Genomic DNA, 26267 nt, shown 5'->3' with positions numbered 1-26267 from the left:
ATGGTTGCAACAGGCAGTAATCCGGCCGTTACATGGGCGAGCCCGGCAGCGCCGATCGCACAGTTCTTTATTCCTGCGACAGCATCTCTGCAGGAGAGGCGACCCCGCACCCTTAAACACGGCGACACCTTCGCCGTCTTCGATCACAACGGCGACGTGCTTTCCGGGCCTGGCAGCCCGGAAGGCCTGTTTCACGGGGATACACGCTATCTCTCGCATCTCTATCTGACGATCAACGGCAAGCGACCAATGCTGTTGTCGTCGACTCTGCGCGACGACAACGCTACCCTGAGGTGCGACCTGACCAATCCCGATCACTTCGACGACAAGGGCAAGCTCACGCTTGGCCATGACCTGATCCATCTGCGCAGGACCCGCTTCCTCTGGAATGCGGGCTGCTACGAGCGGCTGACGGTCAGGAACTATGACGAGCGACCGCAGCATGTCCGGATAGAGATCGGATTTGGAGCTGATTTCGCTGATTTGTTCGAGGTGCGGGGAACGGTGAGGGCCAGGAGGGGACGACATCTTCCAGCTATCACGGAGCGGGATGCGATCCTGCTCTCCTATATAGGCTTGGACAACCGGAAACGGTCGACGCGGCTATCCTTCGATCCGCAGCCGGACCAACTTGGCAGCGATCATGTCGTCTATGATCTCCACTTGGCGCCACACGAGACGCGGTCGCTGTTTATAGAGATCGGTTGCGACCGGACGGCAACCCAACGCCACGGCCACCGTTCCTTCTTCTTTGCCCTGCGGGATGCCCGCCGGGCATTGCGCACCTCGTCCTCACGCGCGGCTTCGATTGCAACATCAAACGGGATCTTCAACGAAGTCGCGCGTCGCAGCATCGCCGACCTCTACATGCTGATGACCGACAAGCCTGAAGGGCCATATCCGTATGCCGGGATCCCCTGGTTCAGTACGGTCTTCGGGCGCGACGCCATCATTACCGCTCTTGAGATGCTTTGGCTCGATCCGCAGATCGCCCGCGGCGTTCTTGGACATCTCGCAATCAACCAGGCGACGGAGATCGACCCCGCCTCCGACGCCGAGCCAGGGAAAATTCTGCATGAGGTCCGCGCCGGAGAAATGGCTGAACTACGCGAAGTTCCTTTCCGCCGCTATTATGGCAGCATCGATTCTACTCCGCTCTTCGTAATGCTCGCCGGCGAATATGTCAGGCGGACCGGCGACGTCGCCACTGTCTCTCGTCTTCTGCCGCATATCGAGGCGGCGCTCGCCTGGATCGACGAGCACGGAGATCGCGATGGCGACGGCTTCGTCGAATATGGGCGCTTGACCGAAGAAGGCCTAGTCAATCAGGCTTGGAAGGACAGCCACGACTCCGTTTTCCATGCCGACGGCGCATTGGCGAAGGGACCGATCGCCATCGCCGAGGTGCAGGCCTATGTCTATGGCGCTTGGCAGGCGGCAGCCGAAATCTTCCGGCGGCTCGACCGGTCGGAGCGGGCTGCAAGCTTCCTTGCCCGGGCAGAAGGCTTGCGCCGCGCCTTCGATGCTTCGTTTTTCGATGAAGAACTCGGCACCTATGTGCTGGCGCTCGATGCAGACAAGCAGCCTTGCAGGGTCCGCTCCTCGAACGCAGGCCATGCGCTGTTTACCGGCATCGCCTATCCCGAAAGGGCTGTAAAGGTGGCCCGCACGCTGATGGGTGCCTCCTCCTTCAGCGGTTGGGGCATCCGCACCATCCCCTCGACCGAGGCCCGCTACAATCCCATGAGCTACCACAACGGCTCGATCTGGCCGCATGATAATGCCATGATTGCCAGCGGGCTTGCCCGCTATGGTTATCGCACTGAGGCTGCCCGGATCTTCGAGGGCCTTTTCGCCGCATCGACCTATATCGAGCTGCGGCGGCTTCCAGAACTCTTTTGCGGTTTTGCGCGTCGGCGGGCACAGGGGCCGACCTTCTATCCGGTTGCCTGCTCTCCCCAGGCGTGGGCAGCCGCAGCACCCCTCTCGCTGCTGCAATCCTGCCTAGGGCTCGATTTCGATCCGAACGCTCTGCAGATCAGTTTTCTTGAGCCAGAGCTGCCCCCTTTCCTGGATGAAGTGCTCTTGCGGCATCTATCTATCGGCAACGGCTCGGCTGATGTCGCCATCCGGCGCTCCGGTCGCCAAGTGGTGGTCGATGTCGTCGAACGCAGGGGCGACGTGCGGGTGCTTACAATAGTGTAGATGAACCACGATCTTCGGAAGGCTGGTGTCTGCCTTCCCTATTCCAGTTCTTCTTCATCCGACGTCAGCAGATCCACGAGCGCAGCAACCCTGCCCGTAGCCAAGCGCCGCCCTTCGCCTATCAGGGCCTCGTCATTGCTGGCCCACGCAAATGCCTCTGCGAGTTCAGCCTGCGTTGCACCAGTCGCGATGACCTCGGCTACAAGTGCTTTATCGACAGGGCCAAGCACGGCGATGACATCGTCTGAAGTCATTGTCATATCCATTGCTCCTCTGTTAGCTACTTACGCTCGGATGTGGTGACACTGCCCCAAAAATCAATTTTTTATCGAAGAATTCCGGTCCCTTGAAACAGCAAGTCACTGAATTATATTAGCATTGTCGGTCGCCAAAAGGAACCGGCACAAGTCCAGGAGACGCCTGTCGCTCTTGGCGTCTCCTTGTATCCATGTTGCTTATAAGGAGGATATGGCTATGAGGACAAACCTCGATTTCTCTCCCCTCTTCCGGTCAAGCGTCGGCTTCGACCGAATGTTGACTGCGCTCGAAACAGCAAGCCGCATCGACACCATCGACAACTGGCCGCCTTACGATATCGTCAAGACGAGCGAGGATGACTATCGCATCGTAATGGCAGTCGCGGGCTTCTCGCAGAACGAGCTGACAATGACACAAGAGCAGAACATGCTCGTGGTTTCTGGTCAGAAGGCGAATTCCCAGGAGGTGCAATATCTGCACCGCGGTATCGCCGGGCGGAGCTTTCAGCGCCGGTTTGAGTTGGCCGACCATGTAAAGGTCGTGACCGCAGGTCTCGTCAACGGTCTGCTGACCATCGATCTCAGGCGCGAAATCCCAGAAGAGATGAAGCCACGTCAGATCGAGATCAAGACCGACCAGGCGCTGCCCAAGGCCGAGACAAAACAGATCGACGCTGAGAAACAAGCGGCTTGAGCCTTCCGCCGACGGGAGAGCTGTGCCCAATCAACAGAAAGGAGAAAACTATGAGTGTCCGTGATCTCATTCCCTGGAGCCGCAACACCGGCAACCAGGTTCCCAGCCTGTTTCGCGACGACGATCGCGATCCTTTTTTATCGTTGCATCGCGAGGTAAACCGGCTGTTCGATGACGTCTTCCGTGGCTTCGGTTCCGGCTTGCCGTCTCTAAGTGGCACGACAAGCTTTGGCGGCGGATGGCCGACCGTCGAGATCTCCGATAGCGAGAAGGAGATCAAGGTGACGGCTGAAGTGCCCGGGCTTGAGGAGAAGGATATTGAAGTCCTGCTCAGCGACGGCGTGCTGACGTTGAAAGGCGAAAAGCAGTCGGAAACCGAGGACAAGGACCGTCGATTCTCTGAGCGCTATTACGGTCGCTTCGAGCGCCGCATTCCGCTCGGCGTCGAGGTCAAGGAAGATAATATCGATGCCCGGTTCAAGAACGGCGTGCTGACGGTGACCTTGCCGAAAACCGAGAAGGCGCAGTCGCAGGTCAAGCGCATCGCCATCAAGAGCTAAACGACTTTGCTGGCGGCGTGCCTTAGGGCAGCCGCCGGCGTCATCGTCCCGATTCGGGAAGACCTATCTTGCCTGAAGAATGAACAGCGCGATCCGCCTGCACGCCGAAATTCAGGCCCGGGGTCATGTGGACAAGAATATTCATGGATGGAGCCTTGCCGTGCTCGTAAAGCAACGCCTACGTCGTTATTCGTGTGGCTGCGGGTATTGCGATCGACGAACCCGACATTGGACCAAATCCATTGCGAAGGAGTCAGCTGTGGCCAATCTTCCCGATATGACGAAACACCGCGGCTTTCCATCGGGTATGCCGGGGAGCGGGATTCAATTCACCATTCGCCGCGCCAACCCGAAGGGTGTGACGCCGATTAAGGCTCTGCCTCGTCGCGCCCGGCCAGGCACCGCTGAACACCGAGTCGACGCAGCTTTCCTGCATGCGCTTTGGCATTATTTCGGGGCGGAACCCTTCGAGCGCGGCAATCTGGACGCGGCTCGGCTCAACCTGCTCTTTGGACGAGAAGTGGTGGCTGTCGACAAGGATTTCGACCCGATGTCCTATGCGGCAATGCTGATCATCAACGAGAAAGTGGCACGTCAGAGTTTCCCGGAAGCGTTTGAAGACGTGATGGAAGTTTGATGAGAGGCTGATGATGGACGCTGTCGGTCGGCTCTCGCCGATCGGCGAGCTAGTCTCCCGTTTCAATGTCCACTTCATAGTCGTCAAGCGTATGCTGAACGGCCTTATTTCCAGCATAGACGCGCTTCAGTCGGGCAAGTTCTGCATCGGTTCCGATGCAGAGTCGCTGCAGTTCCCTATCAATTTGCGCCCTGCGCTCCGCGTCGGAGGAATCTTCGCCGCGGTAATGATCGCATCCATTGCGCCGCTCCATAAAGGCGCGCACGTCCTCCGGCAGTTTTGACACATCTGCTTTCCCATCTGCAGCCAACGATGGCCCGCAGCACGAACTGGAGAATGCGAGAAGCAGGAGACCTTTTGCAATCACGCGTCTGACTATCATCAGATTGAGGAATGCCATCATCATCGGAAAACCAGGCTCATAGCGATTGCCCATATGTTGTCTCAGCCAGAGCTGCCAATAAACCCTTTATGGCGCAAAGCTTAGTGGATCTCCAAGAATGAAATCATAAACTGGCTCCGGCTGTCCCGGCGTGGTCATCCGCAACACTGGCGCGGCCCTTGCCGATGCTTCCGCTCTATCGGCAAGCGTCGTCAGTGACATTCCGAGCGCCTGCGAAAAGGCGTCATGCGGGATTTGCGATAGCTGACGAAACAGCCCGGCAGCACGACCGGCATGACGCAGAGCCGGTGCGCGTTTGCCTTCGCGGGTCTTCACGCCGGCGGCGGAAAGCAGGATCAACCCCTTGAGCAAGGTGCGCAGCGCAGTGCCTCTTTCCGCGACGTGCCAGATCCCTTCCCAGGCCTCATGCGCTTCCCAGTAATAACCATGGTTGAAAAGATCCGCGCCCCACGCGAATTCGTCGGAATCGAGTGTGGGAAGAACTGGCTCCATCTCGACCCGATAACTATGTCCTGCCGGATCCCGCACAGGATGAGGCATCCGGCCTGGCAAATAGGCGTAACGCGGAAAGCTCCGCTGCGGCAGTAGACGAGGACGCTGCATAACCTGAACCGTCATCACGCCGAAAACGATGATCGCAAGCGAAGCTGTACGCAAGCCGCCAGACAAATCGCTTCATCGTACACCATTGGATCCTCACAAGCCTAAGGGGCGTCGTTGATGCGTGACGTCCTACGATAGCGCCTGTTCTACGGCGATTTGTGCCATCGCAAATGCTGCTTCTCGAGTTTTTGCTGCCGCGACGAACAGACCCTTATGGCAGAAAGTCGCTCCTTCGACGCCGCAGATACGTTCGAGTTCATCGCCTATCAGGCCCGCCCAGGATGCGGGCAGGTCGGCGCGCAGCTCGAAGCCTTCGTCAGCACGGCGGATACCGGTCACGCACCAATCGTTTTCCCGCGGGTGAACGACGAAAAGTAGATGATCGGCCTTGGCTCTTACGATCGCCGCGCGAAAAGGCATGCCCATCGGCAGTTCGAGGACGCGCCCCTCGCCTGTTTCGTCGATCGCCTTGAGAACGAGCGCTTCGGCACGCAGCTTGGCATCCTGCGTCGCGATACCGGCCTCGACGAAGCTTCGTGCGATCGAAAGGGCGGCATGGAACGCCCGGTCGTCGGCCTCGGGAATCTTGGCATCGAAAACGGGTTTCAGAGTTTCCAGCAAGGCCGGCAGCGTAAGGCCGGCCAGCTCGCCTGCGATGGAAGGATCAAGCACACCATTGTCGGTCAGATCGACAGGCAAGACGAACTTGGCGTCGAAAGAGGCATGCACCGACGAAACATGCGCTTCGGGCACTCCCAGAGCTGCAAGATAGTCAGTTCCATAGTGTTTCCAGACCAGACCGAAGGAACTGTAGGGCCGCCCGTCCTCACGCACGGGCGCACCACGCTGATGGTGGTCGAAGATGCCTGCGGCGGGATCATACCGCCCACCGACGTCGTAGATGATGCGATCGGTGGCCGGTGTGGTCCATTCGACATTTCGGCTGCGAATGATCTTGGCCTCAGGGAACAGTCGAGTCAGGATGACGCTCGAAAGCAGCTCATCGGCGTGGAAGCCGCCAGAATGCGTAACCAGGTATGAAAGGGTCATTGTCAGATGCGTCTCTCGGAACGGGACTTTGTTGCCCGTTCTGATAGCCTGCGTCGGTCACCAGCTCAACAGCAGGCGGGGAAGCGATATAATTCTTTCGATCCGGATAGCTTGGAGACATCCCCGACGTGATGCAGCCACAATGCTGCAGTAATACCCCGAACATCCGAGGATATTGTATTCTCGATGATGCATGCTCCGTTGCCCGATTGCCGACGCGCTTGCGACCTTCCCATCAGCGATTTGTAGCAGCCGCAGTGGAGTTTGCTTCTGCGCGTGGATCTCACACTGACCAGATCAGAACGACCTCATCTGCCGACGGAAACACCGTCTCGCCGATCGCTAACGCACCCTGCCGCAGTCTCCTAGGACAAGGCATCAGTTGCAAGCTGCGACAGCGGACCATCGCCGAGCAAAGCGCCCAAGCAATCATTCTCAGACAATCAGGAGCGAACCCTCGCGGTTCGGATCTATCATGAATAATCACCATTTCGTCCACCGTAATAGAAGTGCTACACCATCGAGGCAGCGCCTGCTGGATCGACACAAGCAGTACCTTCAGTTTGCCGAGCTGAAGTCTTTGGCCGGCGACCGGATCGGCGCAGAAAATGACTACCAGCATGCCGAACACTTCTTCCGCAGCGCTGCCCAACAGAAAGACGCCGACCGACTATGAACGCAACGATGACGGCTGGCCAAGACGCCGGTGCCGAAAAAGCCTGGCTCAAGATTCTCTCGAATTACCGCAAACCCAATACAGGCCGAAGCCTGTACGAACTGGCCGTGACGCTGATACCGTTTATCCTTCTTTGGGCGGCAGCATCGGTTGCGATCCACTTCGGCTATTGGCTCGGCTTAATCCTCGTCGTCCCTGCCGCCGGCTTCCTGTTGCGGCTCTTCATGCTGCAACATGATTGCGGGCACGGCTCGTTCTTCGGACGGCGTCAGTGGGATGACTGGACGGGGCGCGTGATCGGCATCCTCACACTCACACCCTACGATTATTGGCGCCGTGCGCATGCGGAACACCATGCCTCAGCCGGCAATCTGGACGAGAGAGGTGTCGGTGATATCGCCACGCTGACGGTCGCGGAATATCGTGCCCTGACGCGTCGGGGAAAACTGGCCTACCGCCTCTATCGGCATCCGCTGGTCATGTTCGGCATTGGTCCTGCCTATCTTTTTCTCTTCAAACAGAGACTGCCGTTCGGTATGATGCGCTCCGGGGCGCTGCCCTGGGTTTCAACGATGGCGACCAACGCCGGCATCGCTGCGCTTGCCATTCTTCTCATCTGGGCCGTCGGCATCGTTCCCTTTCTGCTGATCCATCTGCCGATCGTTCTGCTTGCAGGAGCGGCGGGTGTCTGGCTGTTCTATGTCCAGCACCAATTCGAAGACACCCACTGGTCCACGCCTCCGGAATGGACGTTTCCCCATTCCGCCATGCATGGTGCCTCGCATTACGATCTGCCGCGCCCGCTGCGATGGATCACCGCCAATATCGGCATGCACCATGTCCACCATCTGTCGAGCCGAGTGCCGTTTTACAGGCTGCCGGAAGTGCTGCGTGACTATCCGGAGCTGGCGAAGCTTGGGCGCATCAATATGCGTGACAGCCTCGGCTGCGTGAAGCTCATCCTCTGGGATGAGACGGCACGACGGCTGATTTCGCTGCGTGAGGCAGAGGTAAGCGCCTGACGACTGTCCGGGTACGCACCCCAATCGTCAGCTCAGATTTTTCAGATAGAGCGAGAGCAATTGCGTCTGCGAGGAGATGCCGAGCTTGCGGTAGACGTTGCGGCGGTGGACCTTCACCGTTCCCGTCGAAATATTGAGCTTGAGACCGATCGATTCCGACGAATGGCCCTGTAACACCAGTTCGACGATTGCCGTTTCCCGACCCGTAAGGTTGAGATCGTGCCAGACGGTGTCAGCGCGTGGCATGACCTCACTTTTACGGCGGCTTTTACCCCTTGCGGCAAGCTGGGCAACGAAGCGCGGCGCGAGCCCAGCCCAGTAATGTTTCACCATACTGGCCACGAGCGGCTCGACCTTTTTCAGCGTCGCGAATTCGGCGGTCGGAAAAACGCCGGTCCTTTCGCGCCGCATCAGCGACAACACGACAGTAATATCGCCATCGACGGGCACGAAGAAGCCGATTTCCTCGGCAAGTCCGGTCTGGACGTAATAGGTGCGGTAATATTCGCTGGAGAAGAACCTGTCCGGCGCCAGTTCGCGCATCCTGAAGACTCCTTCACGACGTTCTCGAGCGGTATGATAGAAGGGGTCGAGCAGATAAGGACCGGCCTGATAGAGTGTGACGAAAACAACGTGCTCCTCGCGGTCGAAGGTGCTGTAGAGATCGATCGGCCGCTCTTTGCCGCGATAGGCGAAGACGACGACATAGTCGAAGCGCACGAGCGCGGCCATCATCTGGCGGAAGGTGTCGCCGAAAGTGACATCGGTCATGGCGGCCTTGCCGACCGTTGCATTGAAGGCGGCAAACAGCGTTTCCAGGTCTATGCTCATCTAGCCCTTTCCCTCTGCCGTTCCACGCAAATTCGCGCAGACTGGATATACACCTTCCACGAAACGTTATGCGCCTAAATACCTCTCTCGGGGTATATACCGCGCAGGAAGCTCAGGCTTACTCTTTCCTTAACGACGGTGGCAATAAGGCAGCGACAGACTGCCACTCCGAACCAACCGCAGGGAACAGACGTGGCATCCGCTTCGACGAACGATATCGAGTTCCGTTCGGTCACGAAAAACTATGGCGCCGTGACCGCCGTGACGGACATCAACCTTACTGTGCCTAAGGGCGCGTTCCTGGCGCTGCTCGGTCCCTCGGGCTGCGGCAAGACGACCTGCCTGCGCATGATCGGTGGTTTCGAGCAGCCGAGCGAAGGCACGGTGCTGATCGACGGGCACGAGATGAATGGCGTTCCCGCCTATCGCCGACCCGTCAACATGGTGTTCCAGCATTACGCGCTGTTTCCGCATTTCAATGTCGAGCAGAACGTCGCCTATGGGCTGAAGCAGGTGCGCCCTAAGATTACGGCAAAAGAGATCGACCGGCGCGTCGCCGAGGCGCTCGAAATGGTCCGGCTCGGCGGTTTTGCCAAGCGGCGCATCCATGAAATGTCGGGTGGGCAACAGCAGCGTGTCGCGCTTGCCCGCGCCATCGTCAACCGCCCTTCCGTGTTGCTGCTCGACGAACCTCTGGCGGCACTCGACAAGAAGCTGCGGTCGGCCATGCAGATCGAGCTGCAGACCCTGCAGCGCGAACTCGGCATCACCTTCGTCCTCGTCACCCATGACCAGGAAGAGGCACTTTCGATGGCCGACGTCGTCTGCGTCATGAGTGCCGGGCGCATCCGTCAACTCGGCAGCCCGCAGGAAGTTTACGACCGCCCCGCAGATCTTTTCGTCGCCGATTTTGTTGGCAAGACGAACCGTATCGCTGCGGCAATGGAAGCCGATGGTACGACGCTCAGGCTGGCGGATGGCTCAGCAATCGCCTCCGGCAAGCAGCTCGCGTCGGGCGAAGTCATCGCTGCCCTGCGCCCCGAGGCAATCCATCTGACGCGCAAGGCTGCGCCATCAGGCACGTCGTTCAAGGGAACCGTGACGCATCGCATCTTCCTCGGCTCGTCCGCGGAATATGCCGTCAACGTACCCGGGCTCGGCGATTTCCTGATCACGGTGGACCGCCGCAGCATGAACGAGAGTGATCTCGTGGAGCCAGGCGAGGAAGTTTTCCTCGGTTTCGACCCTGCCGCCATCCATGTCTTTCCAGCATCGAATGCATAAACCAAAACAAGGGAACAGCATCATGAGCAAGGATTATAAGGACAATCTGCCCATTTCCGCCGAAGGCTTCATGGACGAATTCATGCGCCTGAAGCGCGGTTCCGTCAGCCGCCGTCACTTCCTCGGGGTCACCGGCCTCGGTCTTGCGACCGCCGTACTGTCGCGCTTCCCGGGCGCACTGTCGACGCCTGCCCATGCGGCCGAAGATCTGGGCACGCAGATGTCGATCGCCACATGGCCGAACTATCACGACCCAGCAACCTTCGAAAACTTCAAGGCAGCAACCGGCGTTGCCGTCGAGGTCAACGTCTTCGGTTCGAACGAGGAAATGCTCGCAAAGCTACAGGCCGGCGCTTCCGGCTGGTCGCTCTTCGTGCCGACCAACTATACGATTTCGACCCATCACAAACTCGGCCTGATCGACGAGCTCGACCTGTCGAAGATCCCGAATTTCAGCCAGGCAACCGAAAGCCCGCGCTTCACCAAGGAAGGCCAGATCGACGGCAAGACCTATGCCGTGCCGAAGAACTGGGGCACGACCGGCTTCTCTGTCAACACGTCCAAGATCAAGACCAAGCTTTCCAGCTGGAAGGACTTCTTCGAGATCGCCCAGACCGAAGCCGATGGCCGCGCCATGGTGCATGACTATCAGCTGACGACAATCGGCAGCGCGCTTGTCTCGCTCGGCTACGACTTCAATTCGATCAAGGCCGACGAACTTGCCAAGGCAGAAGAACTGCTGATCAAGGTCAAGCCGCATCTCTTCGCCATCAACTCCGACTACCAGCCGTCGATGCGTTCGACCGATGCATGGCTCACCATGTGCTGGACCAATGACGGGGCGCAGCTCAACCGCGACATGCCGGAACTTGCCTATATCCTCGGCACCGACGGCGGTGAAATCTGGACCGACTATTATGCGATTCCGAAGGATGCGCCCAACAAGGCCGCGGGTTACGCACTGCTCAACTATCTGATGGACCCGCAGAATGCGGTAAAGGAGCACATCGCCAACGGCGCGCCGACCACCGACAGCCGCGTCATCGCGCTGCTGCCCAAGGAGGTCACATCGAACAAGATCGTCTATCCGGACGAAGCAGCGCTCACGCCACTGGAATTCGGCGCCGCCGTGACACTCACCGATCCGGGTCGCGCGGAACTGATGGCGCGCTTCAAGTCGGCGTAAGTCTATCCTGCATCCCGGCTTCCCTAGCCCGCAGCGTGGAAGCCGGTTCAGCTTCGTGATCCGGTGGATGAAGACCAAGCCATGCCCCTGCCCCACGCCACCAAACGGCGCCTGATCACCGCGGCCCTCGTTGGCCCGGCCAGTGTCTGGCTGTTCGTCTTTCTGGTGCTGCCCTTCATCGCCATCATCGTCTTCGCCTTCGGCGAACGGGCGCCGGAAGGCGGCTATCAGGCGGCTTTCACCTTCGAACAGTTCGCCAATCTCGGCGCGCGCTCGGCCGCCTTCGTCAATACGCTCATCCTGGCGCCGATTGGGGCGGCTGCCTGCCTCATCGTCGCCTACCCGGTCGCCTATTATCTCGCGGTCAAGGCGAGCCCGCAGCGCCGGCTGCTGCTCGTCTCGCTTGTCGTCGTGCCCTTCTGGACCAGCCTGCTGGTGCGCACCTATGCCTGGATGTACCTGCTCGGCGCGCGCGGCATTCCCCATCTGCTCGAATTCGTCGGCATTGAAAATGTCAGGCTGATCAATACGCCCGGCGCCGTGCTGCTCGGCATCGTCTACGGTTACCTGCCGCTGATGATCATGCCGATCTATGTCAGTCTGGAAAAGCTGGATCGCCGGCTGCTCGAAGCCTCGGCCGATCTCGGTGCTAAGCCGATCTCGACCTTCTTCGGTATCACCCTGCCGCTATCGCTTCCGGGCGTGATGACCGGCGTTGCGCTGGTCACGATCCTGCTCCTCGGTGAATATCTGATCCCGCAGCTTCTCGGCGGCGGCAAGGTCTTCTTCATCGGCAATGCACTTGTCGATCTCTTCCTGCAATCGCGCAACTGGCCTTTCGGTTCGGCGATTGCCGTCACACTGGTTGCCGTTGTTGTCATCGTGCTGCTTGTCGCCATGCGTATCGCCTGGCGCGTCGCCGGTACCCGGGAGGTGGATCTCATCTGATGCGCGCGCTCGTCACTTTCGTCTATCTGTTTCTCTACACGCCGATCGCGCTCGTCGTGCTGTTCTCCTTCAACGCGGGCCGCAATGCCAGCGAATTCACCGGCTTCTCGACACAATGGTATGGCCTGGCGCTGTCGAATACGTTCCTGATGGAAGCGTTGCGCAACAGCCTGATCATCGCGATCACCAGTGCAGCGCTCGCCGCGATCTTTGGAACCATGGCTGCCATCGGCATGGAGCGGCTCGGCGCCCGGACGCGCGCGGTTTTTGACGGTCTCTTTGCTGCAGCGATCGTCGTGCCCGGTGTCGTCATTGGCATTGCAACACTCGTTGCCCTCGTCGAGGTCTTCGGCTTCATCAACCCCGTCATCGCCGCCCTCTGGCCGGGCGATCAGCCGCCGAAGCTCGCGCTCGGTTACGGTTCGATCATTGCCGCGCACGGTCTCTTCACCATGGCACTGGTGACGATGATCGTGAAAGCCCGCATCGCGAGCCTCGGACGTGATATCGTCGAGGCCTCCAGCGATCTCTACGCGACGCCATTCACAACGTTCCGGCAGATCGTGCTCCCGCAGATCATGCCGTCGATCCTGGCGGGCTTCTTGCTGGCTTTCACCTTCTCGTTTGATGATTTCATCATCGCCTTCTTCGTGGCCGGCTCGAATACGACGCTGCCGATCTATGTCTTCGCCTCCATTCGCCGCGGCGTGACGCCTGAAATCAATGCGATCGCGACTATGGTGCTCGTCGCCTCGCTCGCGCTCATTTTCATCGCGCGCGTCCTGATGCGCGAAAAGACAACGACAAACTGACCGGGGAAATGCCATGATACTGAAAGATCGCGTTGCAATCGTCACGGGCGCAGGCTCGGGCATCGGTCGCGCCGGCGCGCAGATCATGGCGCGCGAGGGCGCCCATGTCGTCGTTGCGGATATCAACTTCACGAATGCCGAAGAGACCGTGAGCCTGATCGCCGAGGCAGGCGGTAGCGCCGAAAGCCTGGTGGTCGATGTGACCGACGACAGGGGGCTTGAAGCCGGCATTGTCGCTGTTGCCGCACGCCACGGCCGGATCGACATTCTGCACAATCATGCGGGCGCACAGGTGGCGGGTGATCTGGAACAGGTTGCGATCGAAGGCTTCGACAAGTCCTGGAGCCTGAACGTGCGGGCACATTTTATGGCGGCGCGTTTCGTCATGCCGATCATGAAGAAAGCCGGCAAAGGCGTGATCCTGAACACATCCTCATCATCAGGTGTGCTCTACGACCGCGAAATGATCGCCTATACGACGACCAAACATGCTGTCATCGCCATGACCCGGCAGATGGCCGGTGACTATGCAAAATTCGGCATTCGCGTGAATGCGCTCTGCCCCGGATGGGTCGACACGCCGTTCAATGAGCCGTTCATCGCGCAGATGGGTGGGCGCGGCAAGATTGAAAGCTATATCGCTGAAAAGGTGCCGCTCGGCCGCTGGGCTGATGTTTCGGAAATCGCCGAACCGATCCTGTTCCTGGTATCGGACCGCTCCTCCTATATGACGGGCCAGATCCTCGTCGTCGATGGCGGCGAGACAATCGTCTGACCGACTAGAAGGTGAGCTGTACCTTACAAGCCAGTGAACGATCGCCGGCAATGATAAAGGCTGAAACGGCATCGTCGAGCGGCAGGCTGTGGCTGATGATCGGCCGCACATCGATCTTCCGACGTGAAATCAGGTCGACCGCCGTCGCGAATTCCTCGTGAAAACGCTGTGTTCCGTGGATATGCAACTCCTTGCCGACGATGGCGTTGAGGGGAAGAGGCACATCCCCGGTAACGCCGACCTGAACGATGGTGCCGCGAGGCCTGATCGCCGCAATGGCGCTATGAATGGCCGGGGCGGCAGCAGAACATTCGAAGACAAGATCGAAATAGCCTTTTCCCACTTGGAATTCGGCAAGTGAGGCTGCATCCTGGGCCACATTGATCGTGCGGTTAGCGCCCATGGCTTTCGCCCGCGCGAGCGCCGCATCGGCAAGATCAGTGACGACGATTTCGCTGGCTTCATAATGACTGACAACGGCAACCATCAGGGAACCGATCGGTCCGGCGCCTGTCACCAGGACTTTTTTGCCGGCAATGCCCGGCGCACGCGATGCGGCGTGCAGGCAAACGGATAGGGGCTCGCTGCAGGCCGCTTCAGCAGGCGTTGTCGAGGCTCCAACTTCGACGCATTGTCTGGCCGGCACTACCAGCCATTCCCGGAACATGCCCTGCTCATGCGGCAGGCGCATTGCGCTGCCCATGAAGCGCATTTTCAGGCAGTGGATCGGCATTCCGATGCTGCAATATTCGCAAGCACCGCACGGCTGGCTTGGATTGACCGCCACCAGCGTGCCTGGCTCCAAGCTCACCCCCTCGCCTGCCAGTTCGACCGTTCCGGCGGCCTCGTGACCTGGTATCATCGGCTCGCGGACCCGAACCGGTCCGAAGCCGCCGTCCTGGTAATAATGCAGGTCGGAGCCGCAGATGCCTGCGGCCGCCATCTTCAAAAGCACCTCGCCCGGAGCGGGAGCTGTAACCGGAGCAGTCTCGATCCTGAGATCGCCCTTCGCATAAAGCCTTGCCAGCCGGGTCTGCATCGCAACCTCCTACTTCAGAAGCCCGAGCTGCTGTGGCAGCCAGAGGGATACGGAGGGAATGAAGGTGATCAGGATCAGGGCGATGAAGAGCGGCGCCAGCCAGGGCAGGATCGCCATCGTCGTGCGCTCCACGGATAGTTTCGCCACCCGCGACAGTACAAAAAGCACCATGCCGAGCGGAGGGTGAAGCAGGCCAATCATCAGATTCAGGGTCATGATGAGGCCGAACTGCACCGGATCGATGCCGAACTTCGCAACGATCGGCAGAAGGATCGGCACGAGGATGGTGATGGCCGCGATCGTGTCCAGGAAACAGCCGACGAAGAGCATCAGCAGATTCACCAGGATCAGGAAAATCCACTTATTGTCAGTGATGGATAGGATAGCATCGGACAGAAGCTGCGCGGCCTGACTGACGGTCAGCAGCCATGCGAAGACCGAGGCGGCAGTGACGATGAAGAGAACCGAAGCCGTCGTCTCGATCGTGTCGAAGCTTGCCTTGGCGAGCGTCGAAAGCGTCATCGTTCGGTAGCGCACAAGGCCGAGGAATAGGGACCAGAGGACAGCGGCGACGGCCGCCTCCGTCGGCGTGAACCAGCCCATGGTCATGCCGCCGATCAGGATGACCGGCGTCATCAGCGCCATGACGGCGGAAAAACGGAAATACCAATCGAGCACCAGAAGCACGGCAAGGGCAATACCCGCCGCAGCGTTCATCGATACACCGGATCGCGTCATCAGGTAAATCGTCAACGGTACGAGTAGGACGACGATAATCTCCATTCCGGCCGAAAGTAACTGTTTGACGTCGAACGGCGCATCGGAACCCCAGCGCTTCACATAAGCAAAGGCGGCGACTGTGATCATCATCAGCAACGTCATGACGATGCCGGGCAGAATGCCAGCCATGAAAAGAGCGCCGATCGAGACATTCGCCATCATGCCGTAGATCACAAAGGGTAAGGACGGCGGGAAGATCGGGCCAAGCGTCGCGGATGCCGCCGTCACCCCAACCGCAGCCTCGACCGGGTAGCCGTGATCCTTCATCGCCTTGATCTCGATCGTGCCGATGCCGGCTGCATCGGCCAGCGCCGTACCCGACATGCCGGAGAAGATGACGGAGCCAATGATGTTGACCTGCGCGAGACCACCTTTCATCCAGCCGACGAGCGCGACGGCGAAGGAATAGATGCGGCCGGTCACTCCGGCAGAATTCATCAGATTGCCAGCAAGGATGAAGAAGGGAACAGCGAGTAGCGGGAAGCTTTCGACACCCGCGATCATGCGCTGGGCGACGATGATGTCAGGGGCAATGCCATAGAGGACAATGTAGAGAACCGATGCGACGGCCATCGAGATTGCGACGGGCACGCCGATCAGCATCAGCAGCAGAAATGAACCAAGCAAGAGCAGCATCAGGTCATCCTTCGACAGCGTGGAATTCTTCGGGGCGCTCCAGAACGGAATAGCCGCGGCGCATATTGGCGATGAAGACGATCACCGCGCGGATCAGCATCAGCACGAAGGCCGCAAGCACGCTGTAGAACACGATGTTGCGCGGCAGATCGACGGTGACCATCTGCTCGTCGGCAACGATCTGAACATAACGCCACATCAGATAGCAACCATAGGCAAAGAAGCCGATGCGGACGATATCGACGAAGGTCGCGAGAAGGCGCGCAAGGCCTGCAGGCATGTAATGGTAGAAGACGTCCACCTGGATGTGGCGCGAGGTGCGCACGCACATAACGGCCCCTAGAAAGACAACGCCGATCAGGCAGTTGACGGCGATTTCCTCGGTCCAGGCATAGCTGTTGTTGAGCACATAGCGGGTGAAGAACTGCAGGAAGACGCAACCGGCCATCAGCCAGAAGACGATCAGCGTGATCCAGTCTTCGACGGCGTAATCCGAGACATTGGCGGTGGGCGCATGCCCTTCGAACTCGTGGCCGATTTCCTCGGCGGTGATTGGAGTATGTATTTCTTGCGACATGATCGGCCCTGTTCCGGTTGAGGAAGAAGGGCGCGCAGCGTCCCGCGCGCCGTTGTGCTTTTACTGGATGGCGCGGATCGCTTCCCAATCTGCTTTATCGTAGCCGAAGTCCTCGAACTTGACCTTTTCCATCACTGCCTTTTCGAAATCGGCCTTATCGACCTCGGTGACACTGAGGCCTTTTTCCTTGAAGGTGGCGATCAGGCCGTTTTCCTTGCCCTCAATGGTTTTGGTCGTGCGCTCAGCGGCTTCCTGCATGACGTCGCCGAAGATCTTCTTGTCTTCATCGGAAAGGCTGGCCCAGAGCGTCTTCGAGATCACCGTATTCAAATGATCGACGATATGGCCGGTCAGGCTGATGTTCTTCTGGACTTCGTAGAATTTCTTGGCCTCAATCGTCGTCAACGGGTTTTCCTGAGCTTCGACCGTGCCGTTCTGAAGTGCCAGATAGACTTCAGCAAAGGCGATCGGCGTGGTGTTGGCGCCGCAAGCCCGTGGCATGGCGAGGTAGGCAGGAACATCAGGCACCCGGATCTTCAGGCCCCGCATATCGGCGCATTTGGCAATCGGCTTGTTGGACGTTGTGTGGCGCGTGCCGTAGTAACTGACGGCGGCGATATGGTTGCCGGTCTTGTCCTCATAGCCCTTGGCGAGGCGCTTGAAGACGTCGCTCTTCGTGTAGGCGATTAGGTGTTCAGGATTGCGGAAAATATAAGGGAAGTAGGTCACGCCGATCGGCTTGTAGTCGCGGGCAGCAAAGCTCGAACCGGAGATGATGATGTCGACCGTCCCGAGTTTCAGGCCCTGATTGATATCGGCTTCCTTGCCAAGCTGCGAAGCCGGATAGACCTCGATCTTGTAACGGCCGTTGGTGCGCTTGTTGATCTCGTCGGCGGCCCAGACGGAATCCGTATGGAACGGTTCAGAGGTCTCGTAGACATGCGCCCATTTAAGCACGGTCTGTGCGTGTGCGATTGCCGTCGTCGCCATGATTGCGGCGGCGGTGCAGAGTATCGTCGTCAGTTTCAGCTTCATCGCTCTCTCCTCCTGAGATCTCGTTAAATGCCTGCGTTTCCCTTGTTTGGCCCGGCCGGATGGCCGCGCCCCTCCTCGCCCGAAAACTCCTCCCCGAAGCTTTCGGAAAATCTCTTCTGCGAATTCGTCAGATGCGTGCGCATGGCGGCCTTCGCTCCTGCCGTATCGCCAGCGGCGATCGCGTCGCGGATAACCCGGTGTTCTTCCAGCGCGGTGCGCCATGACACCGGTCCTTCGAAATGGCTGGCAAGCTTTTCGAAATACGGCGTCATGCGCATGTCGAACAACTCACCGGTGACGCGGAGCAAGGTCGCGTTGCCGACGATTGCCGCAATGCCGGTATGAAAGGCGCGGTCGGCGACAAGCACGGCGCGCGCGTCCTCAACCACGCCGCTCATCGCGTTCAGCGCCTTGTCGAGAAGGGCAATGTCCTGTGGACCAGCGTTCCTTGCAGCTTCCTCTGAGATCGCACACTCGATGATCGCGCGGGCTTGCAGCAGTTCGAAGGGCCCTTCTACCGGTTCACGGTAGTTACTGATCGCTTCGGCCGCAGATTTGCGTGTGACATAGATGCCGGAGCCCATGCGGATATTGATGTAACCCTCGACTTCCAGCACGATGAGCGCTTCGCGAAGCGTGGGGCGCGAAACCGAAAGCCGCTCCGCAAGGTCGCGCTCAGCCGGCAGCCTGTGGCCGACAGCGAGTTCGCCTCGGATGATCATCAGACGAATCTGGTCTGCCACCTGCCTGTAGAGGCGGCGTGATTCAACTGCCGAAAACATTGTGGCCTCCCGGCGCGCTTCTCCTCAAACGCACAACTGGTCAACTGGCCTGACCAATTAACCTCAAACTACCATCGGGAAAGTTGTGCGTCAATCGGACGCATGCACTCAGACCAGGCTGCTCAATTGATGGGGGAAGCAGATCGTGCCCGCATTTGCAATTCCTCGACCGCGCTCCGATCAGGATACACGCTACGGCTTACCGAGCGACAGACGGAACTGTCGCGGTGTCGTGCCGGTTCGCTGTTTGAAGATGTCGTAAAACCGGCTGCTGGAGCCGAAGCCGCAGTCGAGGGCAATCTCCAGGATCGAGTCCTCCGTCTCGGCCAGTCGCTGCATCGCTCGCGCGAGGCGGTAGCGTGTCAGGTATTCCATTACGGAGATGCCAAGCACATCGCGAAACGCCCGGTTGGCTGTGGTTGGATGCACGTTGGCGCGCCTTCCGAGATCCACCAGGTTAAGCGGTTCGGAAAAATGCCGATTGATCAGATCGGTCAACACCTCTGAGTGGCGGATGGCGGGGCTTACCGGGGTCGCAGCGGCTGCAGCGGACGAGCCTCGATCATCGGCGTGATCAAGGATGAGCCTGCGCACCCTGAGCTTGGCCTCGTCGGCGATCAGCTGACGCCGGACGGGATCGCCCCTGTCCCATTCCTCGACCCAGGCAGAGACCGTGGCCGGCGTCGTCTCGCGGCGGCGAGGCTCGACGACGAAGGCACCCTGCATGATTGCCTGTCTCGCCTTCTTATCGATGGAGAGCGCGAGAAAGTCGACGAGCGGAAGGTAGACGCAAATGAGCGGCGCTTCCGGCGTCACCAGGATTGTCTGATGGGGAATGGCCGCCCAGAAGAGCACAAGACGCCCGGCCTCCACCCTCTCCTGCCGGCCATTGAAGAGATAAGTCATGGCGCCATCGAGAAGCAGATTGATCTCGACATGGTCGTGCCAATGCGCGGCACTCATGGCATCAGCCGTGTGGCGCTCGATCAGGAAGCTCCGCGGCGATCCCGCCCACTCGCCGCTCCTGCTGAATTGATCGTCCGTCATGTCCTTCCTGCGCTTCGATCCGGGAATACTCCCTCCAATAACAGGAAGAAATTCTGATTTGGAAGAGGCACCAGTATGACGGTTTTAATTTACGGGAGACCGAAATGCCGAAGATTTGCCTCGTGGGTGCGGGCAGCACCGTTTTTGCGCAGAACATTCTGGGGGATGTGCTCTCCACACCCTCGGGCAGTGATTATGTGATCAGCCTCTTTGATATCGACCCGGAGCGGCTGAAGACGTCGGAGATCGTGGCGCGACGCATCTGCGAGGCGCTCGACCTGACGAAAGTCAAAGTCGAGGCAACCCTCGATCGTCGCGAGGCACTGCGCGGATCGGATTTCGTCATCCTGATGATGCAGGTCGGCGGCTACAAGCCTGCGACTGTCACGGATTTCGACGTACCGAAGCGATACGGGCTGCGGCAGACCATTGCCGATACGCTCGGCATCGGCGGGATCTTCCGCGGACTTCGCACCATTCCTGTGCTGGAGGCGATCTGCCGCGACATGGAAGAGGTCTGCCCCGACGCGCTGCTGATGCAATATGTGAACCCGATGGCAATCAATTGCTGGGCGATCAAGGAGCTGGCACCCAGTATCCGTACGGTCGGCCTTTGCCATAGCGTGCAACATACCGCCGCTCATCTCGCCGCCTGCCTTCGCGAAGACATTGCAGACATCAATTACATCTCGGCTGGCATCAACCACGTCGCCTTCTTCCTGAAATACGAGAAGCTGCATGCCGATGGCCGGCGCGAAGATCTCTATCCCCGCCTGAAGGCCCTCACCGGCGAGGGACGCGTGCCGGACGACGACCGGGTGCGTTTCGATGTGCTGAAGCGGCTCGGCCATTTCGTCACGGAATCCAGCGAGCATTTCTCCGAATATACGTCCTGGTACATCAAGGACCGCCGTCCCGAGCTCATCGACAAGCTCAACATCCCGCTCGACGAATATATAAGCCGCTGTGAGCGGCAGATTTCCGAATGGCATGCCCTGCGCCGCGATCTCGAAGGCGACAAGCCGATCGAGGTCTGCCGCAGCAATGAATATGCCGCAGGCATCATCAACGCTGCCGTCACAGGTAACCCCGCACTGATCTACGGCAACGTTCCCAACAATGGCCTGATCGAGAACCTGCCGCCCGAATGTATCGTGGAAGTGCCCTGCCATGTGGACCGGAACGGTATCCAGCCGACCCGCATCGGCAGAATTCCCTCGCAGCTTGCCGCGGTCATGAAGCTCAGTGTCTCGGTTCAGGAACTGACCGTGGAAGCGGCGCTGACAGGCAAGCGCGATCGCATCTATCAGGCCGCGCTGCTTGATCCGCATACATCGGCAGAACTGTCGCCGGATGAGATCTGGGGCCTGGTTGACGACCTGATCGAAGCACACGGCGATCTGCTGCCGAAATACCACTGAGGCCGTCAGAGCCGCGACCACCAGAATGCTAGTCGTCAAGAAGCACGCCATCCCTCGGGAGGGCGTGCTTTTGTTTGTCTTTTAAATCCCCGTCGCGGTCCGCAAAAAGATCACAAACGATCAGAATCTTGATTGACATTGATCGTATTGAGTGGGAACGTTGACGCAAATAAAGGATAAACAGCAGGGGGCGATCCGTGAATCAGACTGGCGGCGTGAAAACTGACCGGCTCGATGCCATCCGCAGCCATCTCTATGCGAACGGCTTTTCGACCATTCAGGATCTGGCCGATGCGGTCGGCGCTTCGCTCGCAACAGTCCGGCGCGACCTGCAGGTTCTTGAGCAGGACGGCGCGATCGACAGGGTGCACGGCGGAGCCCGCATCGCCGAAGGGTCATCGGTCGAACTGGCCTTCCAGGAGCGTGAAAAGCGCCATCTTTCGGCCAAGCGCGCGATCGCGAACGCGGCCTATGAAAAGCTTCTGCCGCGCACGGCGATCTTCCTCGATGCCGGCACGACGGTTCTTCAGCTTGCCCGGCTGATCCGCATCAATCCGATGCCGCTGCGCATCTTTACCAACGGCCTGATCGTCGCGCAGGAATTCCTGAACATTCCGCATCTCGAAGTCGTGCTTCTCGGCGGCCATCTGCGCAGTGAAAATGCCTCTCTCGTCGGCCCGCAGGCTGAAGCAATGCTGGAAACGATCTGGTTCGATCAGCTCTTTTTGGGTGCCAGCGCCATCAGCCCGGATGGGGCGATCTATAGTGTCGACAGCGCGGAAGCCAGTCTGAACCGGCGCATGCTCGCCCGCTCTGCCAATGGTTATGTTCTCGCTGATTCCTCGAAATTCGGGACGATGGCGACTTACAAAGTCGCGCCGCTGAATGCGGCAAAACTCATCACCGACAAGGGCCTGGCGCCCCAATGGCGCGCCGAACTCGCCAATTTCGGTGTCGATGCAACCTATGCCGAGCTCGGAGCAAAAGAATGAGCGACGAGCTGATCCTTGGCATCGACGGCGGCGGCAGCAAGATGCTCGTCACTCTGGCCGACAAAGACGGCAGGATTCTGCGCACCGCGCTTGGCGGCGGCGTCAATCCGATGGACAACCCGGACTGGCGGCGGGAACTGGAGAAGTATATCGAACCTTTCCGCAATGAGCCGGGACTGGCCGCCGTTGGCGCTGCCTTGCCTGCTTATGGTGAAGTTGCGCATCTTTCCGCTCTCCAGAAGCGATGCATCGATGAAGCCTTCCCGGATATCCGCAGAACTGTCCTCAACGATGTCGACGCCGCCCATCTCGGCGCATTTGCCGGGCGCCCGGGCATACTCGTCCTGTCGGGGACCGGTTCCATGTCCTGGGCACGCAACGGCACAGGTGCCTCCGCACGCGTCGGCGGTTGGGGCGATGTGATCGGCGACGAAGGCAGCAGCTACTGGATCGGCCGCGCAGCATTGCATCTCATCAGCCAGAGCCTTGATGGGCGTGCCAAACCGACTGTGCTGGCAGAGGCGATTTATGATCACCTCAAGCTCGACATTTCCGATCCGATCAATGCGCTCGGCAGCTGGATCGACGGGCTCGCAAGGCCGCGCGCCGGTATTGCCGCGCTCTCGATCCTCGTCGACCGAATTGCCCAGCAGGGTGACGAAGGGGCGATTGGCCTGATCGAAAAGGCGGCCGACGAGCTTGCCAAGCACCACCGGGCGATATCAGGCCATTGCGAGAGCGGAACCGACTGGACCTATGCGGGCGGCACCTTTTCCAGCCGTCTCCTGCTCGAGGCGGTCGAACGGCGGATCGGCCGGCGCGCGATCGCACCTGCACTTCCTCCCATTGGCGGCGCGCTTCTGGCTGCCGCCCAACTCCTCGACTGGCAGCTTGATGGGCGCTGGTTCGGGCAAATCGCGGTCGAGGCTGAAGCCGTGATCGCACGATCAAGACAATGACTGTCAACGATAAAGAAGGATGGGAACATGCGTAAATTGATATTGCCTTTGCTTGCCTCAGCCGCCCTTGTGATTGGTCTGCCTGCGTTGGCAGACGATGCCAAGCCACTTGCCGGCCAGTCGATCACGGTCCTCATGCCATCGCCGCAGGGCGCCACGGTAGCGGCCGATTTCGAAGCCGAGACCGGCATCCATGTAGACCTCCAGACACTCTCCTGGGACGACATCCGGCCGAAACTGGTAACGGCGCTGGTCGCCGGCACGGCACCGGCCGACGTTACCGAATTCGACTGGTCGTGGACGGGACAGTTCAGCGCTGCCGGCTGGTACATGCCGCTGAACAATGTGATCGACAAGGATACGGTCGCTGACATCGGCGTCGCCAAGATCTTCACTGTCGACGGCCAATTGCTCGGCGTGCCCTATACCAACGACTTCCGCGTCATGCTCATCAACAAGAAGCATTTCACGGATGCCGGCGTCACCGAGACGCCAAAGACGCTCGACGCGCTGGTCGCTGCCGCCAAAAAGATCAAGGAAAAGGGCATCTCCACCTATCCAATCGGCCTGCCGCTCTCGGCGACGGAGGGTGCCTCCACCAGCTGGTATCTGCTGACCAAGGCCTTCGGCGGCGAACTCTTCGACAAGGACTTCAAGCCGCTTTTCCTCACCCCCGATTCAGCCGGCTATAAGGCGCTCGCCTTCGAACTGAGCCTGCTGAAGGATGGTCTGGTCGACCCGGCCTCGACGGGCCTCAAAGACAGCCAGATCAACGAGAGCATGTTCGCCCAGGGCCTGACCAGCATCATGATCTCGGGCGAACCCGGTCGCCTGGGTCAGATGAACGATCCGAAACAGTCGAAGGTCGCCGGCCAGGTGGAAGCGATCCTCGTGCCGACCGAAAGCGGCCAGACCCGCAGCTTCGGCCTTCCGGAAGCACTCGCCATTCCGAACGTCTCGCAGAACAAGGAAGCGGCAGTCGCCTTCGTCAAATGGTTCACCAGCAAGGAGTTCCAGAAGAAGAACGCGGCAAACGGCTTTCTGCCGACACGCACTTCGGCCCTCTCCGAGCTCAATGCGGACGGCAAGCTGACAAGCGGCGATGCGCTCGTTGCGCAGTCGAAGACTGTCGAGCCGCTGTTCCAGCAGGGAACGCCGCCGTGGTATCCGCAGTTCTCAAGCGCGGTGAACACGGCGATCAACAGCGCGGCGAAGGATCAGATGACGGTTGATCAGGCCATGCAGGCCATCGCCGACGCCGCCAAGCAGGCCATGGCGCAATGACGACAGCTACTGTCGAAGGTATCGCAGCCAAGCGGAGTGTCGGCTTCAATGCCGACACGATGCTCGGCCTGCTGCTGGTACTGCCGATCCTTGTGACAATGGCAGCACTTGTCTTCTATCCGATGGGCCGGACGGTCTGGGACTCGCTGCACCGGGTCAATCCAATGCAGGCGGGAACGCCCTTTGTCGGACTGGAAAATTACACCCGCATGCTGTCGGACGGACAGCTGGCGACGACCTGGACGAATACCCTTGTCTATGTCGTTTTCGCCGTCGCTGCCGAAACCATCTTCGGCGTGCTGGCTGCAGCGCTCATCAATCAGATGAAGGTCGGGCGCCAGTGGGTGCTTGCCGCCGTCATCCTGCCCTGGGCGCTTCCCGGTGTCGTCAACTCCGTCATCTGGCTATGGATCTATCAGCCCGGCGCTGGCCTGTTGAACGGCATTCTCGTCGCACTCGGCCTGCCCTTCGAAAACCATGTCTGGTTCAATGACCGGACGAGCGCGATCATCGCAGTCACCGTCGTGCATGTCTGGCGCATGATGCCGTTGACGATCGTCATCGTGCTGGCGGCCATGCAGAGCATTCCGGCGCATCTCTATGAGGCTGCCCGTATCGACGGCGCGACGCGCGTGCAGATGTTCAGCCTGGTCACGCTTCCGCTCGTGCGCAGCGCCATCGCCGTCGCCATGACGAATGCAACTGTCAACGCTTTCAACCTCTTCGACGAGGCCTGGGTGCTCGCCGGATCAAGTCTCGAAACGCGGCCGATCCTCGTGCAGATCTATCTCGAGACGTTCCAGAACCTTCGCTTCTCCTACGGGATGGCGCTGTCGGTAGTCATTACCCTGGTGTCGCTGCTCGTCTCGCTGGTCTACGTCCTCCGCGTCTATCGCAACACACGGTTCGACTGATGAAACCAACCATTCTCTATCGCCTGATGATATGGACGGGTCTTGCCGTGCTGCTGATCTGGTCGCTCGGTCCAATCTACTGGACGATCGCAAGTTCGGTGACGCCGACAGAAGATTTTTCCACGCGGCCGATCCATTTCTTCCCGCAGCATTTCACGCTCGACCATTATTCGCGCCTGCTCGGCATCAACATTGCGCGGATCGGCGGAGTGGAAGTGTGGAAGCAGTTCCGCGCTGCGCTGCTCAACAGCGTGATCACATCTGCGGCCGCCACGGCTCTCTGCGTCGCGATCTCGGCACTCGGAGCCTACGCCTTCACCCGGATGCGCTTTCCCGGGCGTCACCTTCTGTTCGGTGCTGTCGTCGCGACACTCGCCATCCCTGCCTATGCGGTGCTCATCCCGCTCTATCAGATCATGATCAAAATGCATCTGGTCGACACCTATACCGGCGTCTCGCTGATCTATGTCTCGGCCTATCTGCCGCTCTCCCTCTGGCTGTTGCGCAGCGTCTTCGAGCAGCTTCCGATCGCACTCGAAGAGGCTGCACAGCTCGATGGCGCAGGCCGCCTCTTCATCTTCGTCAACATCGTGCTGCCGCTCGCCGGACCCGGTCTGACGGCGGCCGCCATCCTCACCTTCCTGGGGGCCTGGGGCCAATACCTCGTCCCCCTCATCTTCTCACCGCAGGCTACGAAACCCCTGACGGTTCTCATTCCTGAATTCGTCACCAAGAACTTCATCGACTACGGGCTGATCACGGCAAGCGGATCGATTGCGATCGTTATCCCTGCTTTGGTCGTCATCTTTCTCAACCGGTACCTCGTCAGCGGCCTGCTGGCTGGTTCGGTCAAATAAT

28 protein-coding genes are annotated in these 26267 nt (G+C 59.5%); 17 read left to right on the top strand and 11 right to left on the bottom strand.

Annotated elements, in window-relative coordinates:
• The gene (locus tag FHT92_RS27875; RefSeq protein WP_183831299.1) at positions 1 to 2205 is read left to right on the top strand and encodes an amylo-alpha-1,6-glucosidase; all 2205 of its coding nucleotides are present in this window, start codon (positions 1 to 3) and stop codon (positions 2203 to 2205) included.
• Between the two features lie 38 nt (positions 2206 to 2243).
• Here FHT92_RS27875 and FHT92_RS27870 read toward each other — a convergent pair whose 3' ends face one another.
• Positions 2244 to 2465: a hypothetical protein gene (locus tag FHT92_RS27870; RefSeq protein WP_183831297.1), complete on the bottom strand. Its 222-nt coding sequence runs from the start codon at positions 2463 to 2465 to the stop codon at positions 2244 to 2246.
• 214 nt (positions 2466 to 2679) lie between these two features.
• On the opposite strand from FHT92_RS27870, the gene FHT92_RS27865 reads away from it, so the two are divergent.
• From FHT92_RS27865 to FHT92_RS27855, 3 genes are all read left to right on the top strand, one after another.
• A complete protein-coding gene (locus tag FHT92_RS27865) occupies positions 2680 to 3156 on the top strand; it encodes an Hsp20 family protein (protein ID WP_183831295.1) in 477 nt (158 codons plus the stop codon).
• Positions 3157 to 3206: 50 nt separating this feature from the next.
• On the top strand, positions 3207 to 3716 hold the full coding sequence (locus tag FHT92_RS27860; RefSeq protein ID WP_183831293.1) for an Hsp20/alpha crystallin family protein: 510 nt from the start codon (positions 3207 to 3209) through the stop codon (positions 3714 to 3716).
• Positions 3717 to 3975: 259 nt separating this feature from the next.
• Positions 3976 to 4353 (top strand): hypothetical protein, encoded by a 378-nt coding sequence (locus FHT92_RS27855; RefSeq protein WP_183743262.1) that lies wholly within the window; start codon positions 3976 to 3978, stop codon positions 4351 to 4353.
• Positions 4354 to 4402: 49 nt separating this feature from the next.
• Here FHT92_RS27855 and FHT92_RS27850 read toward each other — a convergent pair whose 3' ends face one another.
• From FHT92_RS27850 to FHT92_RS27840, 3 genes are all read right to left on the bottom strand, one after another.
• The gene (locus FHT92_RS27850) at positions 4403 to 4789 is read right to left on the bottom strand and encodes a hypothetical protein (protein WP_183831291.1); all 387 of its coding nucleotides are present in this window, start codon (positions 4787 to 4789) and stop codon (positions 4403 to 4405) included.
• Positions 4790 to 4822: 33 nt separating this feature from the next.
• Positions 4823 to 5248, bottom strand: a complete 426-nt coding sequence (locus tag FHT92_RS27845) for a DUF309 domain-containing protein (protein ID WP_246735580.1) — start codon at positions 5246 to 5248, stop codon at positions 4823 to 4825.
• Between the two features lie 240 nt (positions 5249 to 5488).
• On the bottom strand, positions 5489 to 6409 hold the full coding sequence (locus tag FHT92_RS27840) for an MYG1 family protein (protein WP_183831289.1): 921 nt from the start codon (positions 6407 to 6409) through the stop codon (positions 5489 to 5491).
• Between the two features lie 475 nt (positions 6410 to 6884).
• Here FHT92_RS27840 and FHT92_RS27835 point away from each other — a divergent pair, with 475 nt between their 5' ends.
• Together FHT92_RS27835 and FHT92_RS27830 are read left to right on the top strand one after the other, a co-directional pair.
• Entirely contained in the window at positions 6885 to 7085 is a 201-nt protein-coding gene (locus FHT92_RS27835) for a DUF4167 domain-containing protein (RefSeq protein ID WP_183831287.1), read from the top strand.
• Positions 7082 to 8107, top strand: a complete 1026-nt coding sequence (locus tag FHT92_RS27830) for a fatty acid desaturase (RefSeq protein ID WP_183831285.1) — start codon at positions 7082 to 7084, stop codon at positions 8105 to 8107. Before FHT92_RS27835 ends, FHT92_RS27830 begins: the two co-directional genes overlap by 4 nt.
• Positions 8108 to 8134: 27 nt before the next feature.
• Here the strand turns inward: FHT92_RS27830 and FHT92_RS27825 are convergent, their stop codons facing one another.
• Entirely contained in the window at positions 8135 to 8938 is an 804-nt protein-coding gene (locus tag FHT92_RS27825; protein WP_183743272.1) for a helix-turn-helix transcriptional regulator, read from the bottom strand.
• 192 nt (positions 8939 to 9130) lie between these two features.
• On the opposite strand from FHT92_RS27825, the gene FHT92_RS27820 reads away from it, so the two are divergent.
• The 5 genes from FHT92_RS27820 to FHT92_RS27800 all read left to right on the top strand — a co-directional run bounded on the left by FHT92_RS27820 (position 9131) and on the right by FHT92_RS27800 (position 13943).
• On the top strand, positions 9131 to 10222 hold the full coding sequence (locus tag FHT92_RS27820; protein ID WP_183831283.1) for an ABC transporter ATP-binding protein: 1092 nt from the start codon (positions 9131 to 9133) through the stop codon (positions 10220 to 10222).
• A gap of 22 nt (positions 10223 to 10244) precedes the next feature.
• Positions 10245 to 11408, top strand: a complete 1164-nt coding sequence (locus FHT92_RS27815) for a spermidine/putrescine ABC transporter substrate-binding protein (RefSeq protein ID WP_183831281.1) — start codon at positions 10245 to 10247, stop codon at positions 11406 to 11408.
• A gap of 81 nt (positions 11409 to 11489) precedes the next feature.
• On the top strand, positions 11490 to 12356 hold the full coding sequence (locus FHT92_RS27810; protein ID WP_183831279.1) for an ABC transporter permease: 867 nt from the start codon (positions 11490 to 11492) through the stop codon (positions 12354 to 12356).
• Positions 12356 to 13168, top strand: a complete 813-nt coding sequence (locus FHT92_RS27805; protein WP_183831277.1) for an ABC transporter permease — start codon at positions 12356 to 12358, stop codon at positions 13166 to 13168. The genes FHT92_RS27810 and FHT92_RS27805 overlap by 1 nt, the downstream gene beginning before the upstream one ends.
• A gap of 13 nt (positions 13169 to 13181) precedes the next feature.
• Positions 13182 to 13943, top strand: coding sequence for an SDR family NAD(P)-dependent oxidoreductase (locus FHT92_RS27800; protein ID WP_183831275.1), 762 nt, complete (start codon positions 13182 to 13184; stop codon positions 13941 to 13943).
• Between the two features lie 4 nt (positions 13944 to 13947).
• Here FHT92_RS27800 and FHT92_RS27795 read toward each other — a convergent pair whose 3' ends face one another.
• The 6 genes from FHT92_RS27795 to FHT92_RS27770 form a co-directional block, all read right to left on the bottom strand.
• Positions 13948 to 14982 (bottom strand): L-idonate 5-dehydrogenase, encoded by a 1035-nt coding sequence (locus tag FHT92_RS27795; RefSeq protein WP_183831273.1) that lies wholly within the window; start codon positions 14980 to 14982, stop codon positions 13948 to 13950.
• Positions 14983 to 14991: 9 nt separating this feature from the next.
• Entirely contained in the window at positions 14992 to 16398 is a 1407-nt protein-coding gene (locus tag FHT92_RS27790; RefSeq protein WP_183831271.1) for a TRAP transporter large permease, read from the bottom strand.
• Positions 16399 to 16402: 4 nt separating this feature from the next.
• Complete coding sequence (locus FHT92_RS27785) at positions 16403 to 16975, bottom strand: TRAP transporter small permease (protein WP_183831269.1); 573 nt, start codon at positions 16973 to 16975, stop codon at positions 16403 to 16405.
• Positions 16976 to 17035: 60 nt separating this feature from the next.
• Positions 17036 to 18010 (bottom strand): sialic acid TRAP transporter substrate-binding protein SiaP, encoded by a 975-nt coding sequence (locus tag FHT92_RS27780; RefSeq protein ID WP_183831267.1) that lies wholly within the window; start codon positions 18008 to 18010, stop codon positions 17036 to 17038.
• 23 nt (positions 18011 to 18033) lie between these two features.
• Positions 18034 to 18792 (bottom strand): FadR/GntR family transcriptional regulator, encoded by a 759-nt coding sequence (locus FHT92_RS27775; protein WP_183743291.1) that lies wholly within the window; start codon positions 18790 to 18792, stop codon positions 18034 to 18036.
• A gap of 192 nt (positions 18793 to 18984) precedes the next feature.
• The gene (locus FHT92_RS27770) at positions 18985 to 19839 is read right to left on the bottom strand and encodes a helix-turn-helix domain-containing protein (protein WP_183831265.1); all 855 of its coding nucleotides are present in this window, start codon (positions 19837 to 19839) and stop codon (positions 18985 to 18987) included.
• A gap of 104 nt (positions 19840 to 19943) precedes the next feature.
• Between FHT92_RS27770 and FHT92_RS27765 the strand changes: the two genes are divergently transcribed.
• The 6 genes from FHT92_RS27765 to FHT92_RS27740 all read left to right on the top strand — a co-directional run bounded on the left by FHT92_RS27765 (position 19944) and on the right by FHT92_RS27740 (position 26266).
• Entirely contained in the window at positions 19944 to 21260 is a 1317-nt protein-coding gene (locus tag FHT92_RS27765; protein ID WP_113146033.1) for an alpha-glucosidase/alpha-galactosidase, read from the top strand.
• A gap of 197 nt (positions 21261 to 21457) precedes the next feature.
• Complete coding sequence (locus tag FHT92_RS27760) at positions 21458 to 22252, top strand: DeoR/GlpR family DNA-binding transcription regulator (protein WP_112542294.1); 795 nt, start codon at positions 21458 to 21460, stop codon at positions 22250 to 22252.
• Positions 22249 to 23211 carry an N-acetylglucosamine kinase gene (locus tag FHT92_RS27755; RefSeq protein WP_183743297.1) on the top strand — a complete coding sequence of 321 codons (963 nt, stop codon included), beginning with the start codon at positions 22249 to 22251 and terminating at the stop codon, positions 23209 to 23211. The genes FHT92_RS27760 and FHT92_RS27755 overlap by 4 nt, the downstream gene beginning before the upstream one ends.
• Positions 23212 to 23238: 27 nt before the next feature.
• A complete protein-coding gene (locus tag FHT92_RS27750) occupies positions 23239 to 24495 on the top strand; it encodes an ABC transporter substrate-binding protein (protein WP_183831263.1) in 1257 nt (418 codons plus the stop codon).
• Positions 24492 to 25409, top strand: coding sequence for a carbohydrate ABC transporter permease (locus FHT92_RS27745; protein ID WP_183831261.1), 918 nt, complete (start codon positions 24492 to 24494; stop codon positions 25407 to 25409). The genes FHT92_RS27750 and FHT92_RS27745 overlap by 4 nt, the downstream gene beginning before the upstream one ends.
• Positions 25409 to 26266 carry a carbohydrate ABC transporter permease gene (locus FHT92_RS27740; RefSeq protein ID WP_183831259.1) on the top strand — a complete coding sequence of 286 codons (858 nt, stop codon included), beginning with the start codon at positions 25409 to 25411 and terminating at the stop codon, positions 26264 to 26266. Before FHT92_RS27745 ends, FHT92_RS27740 begins: the two co-directional genes overlap by 1 nt.
• Position 26267: the final 1 nt, after the last annotated feature.

The sequence above is a fragment of the Rhizobium sp. BK377 genome, from assembly GCF_014193935.1.
In the GTDB taxonomy this organism is placed as follows: domain Bacteria; phylum Pseudomonadota; class Alphaproteobacteria; order Rhizobiales; family Rhizobiaceae; genus Rhizobium.
Note: the sequence above shows the minus strand (reverse complement) of the source record. Positions and strands in the feature narration are given on the sequence as shown.